The sequence below is a fragment of the Pseudomonas sp. 7P_10.2_Bac1 genome, assembly GCF_025465935.1.
GTDB lineage: Bacteria > Pseudomonadota > Gammaproteobacteria > Pseudomonadales > Pseudomonadaceae > Aquipseudomonas.
The window spans coordinates 1-821 of sequence record NZ_JANLNV010000028.1; the positions used below are offsets into that span (position 1 = coordinate 1).

Annotated in this window: 2 protein-coding genes; both read left to right on the forward strand. The window is 54.7% G+C overall.

The window, feature by feature from the left end; all coding sequences use genetic code 11:
* The coding region (locus NTD86_RS06300) for a transposase (RefSeq protein ID WP_262201297.1) at positions 1-240 on the forward strand (240 nt) is incomplete at its 5' end.
* The coding region (locus NTD86_RS06305; protein WP_262201298.1) for an IS3 family transposase at positions 237-821 on the forward strand (585 nt) is incomplete at its 3' end. The genes NTD86_RS06300 and NTD86_RS06305, both read left to right, overlap by 4 nt.

Genomic DNA, 821 nt, shown 5'->3' on the forward strand with positions numbered 1-821 from the left:
ACACTTGCTGAAGGCATTGGTCGAGGAGAAGCTGCCCGACAGTTGGATATCTCGGTCAAAACCTTAGGTAATTGGCTGGACGCCGCACGCAACGGGCGTCCTCTCAGTTCTCCTGCCCGGCATCCGGTCTCTGACCTGGAAAGCGAGCTGGCTCGGCTTCGAGCTGAAAATGCCACGCTCAAAATGGAGCGAGAAATCCTAAAAAAAGCGACGGCGTTCTTTGCCAAAGAGTCCAACTGAGATACGCCTTCGTTGCCCGTGAACGGACTCGCTTTCCGGTTAGGCTGTTATGTCGAGTGATGGAGGTCTCGGTGTCGGGCTTTCATGGCTATTTGAAGCGCCAGGAGCGTCCGGATCCAGACGCCGCGATTCGCCTGGAGATTCGGGCGATTCATCGAGCAAGCCGCGGCACTTATGGGCGTCCGCGCATGGTTCAGGCGCTTCATAACCGCTCTTACACGATAGGGCACAAGCGGGTAGCTCGGTTGATGAGAGAGGAGATGCTGCGAGGAAAAATCAAAGCCCGGTTCAAACATTCAACGGATAACCGGTATATCCAACCCATTTCTGACAATGTGTTGAAACGACGCTTTTCTGTGACAAGTCCCGTTGCCGCTTGGGTGGGTGATATCACGTATATTTCGACACGCCAGGGGTGGTTGTACTTGGCTGTGGTGTTGAGTGTTCAGACCCGGCAGGTGCTTGGATACAGCCTGTCGGACCGTATGCCCGAGGGCTTGGTACAACAGGCGTTCATGAACGCCTGGACTAAAGCGCCAGTTGATCATGGTGTGATTTTTCACTCTGATCGAGGCCGGCAA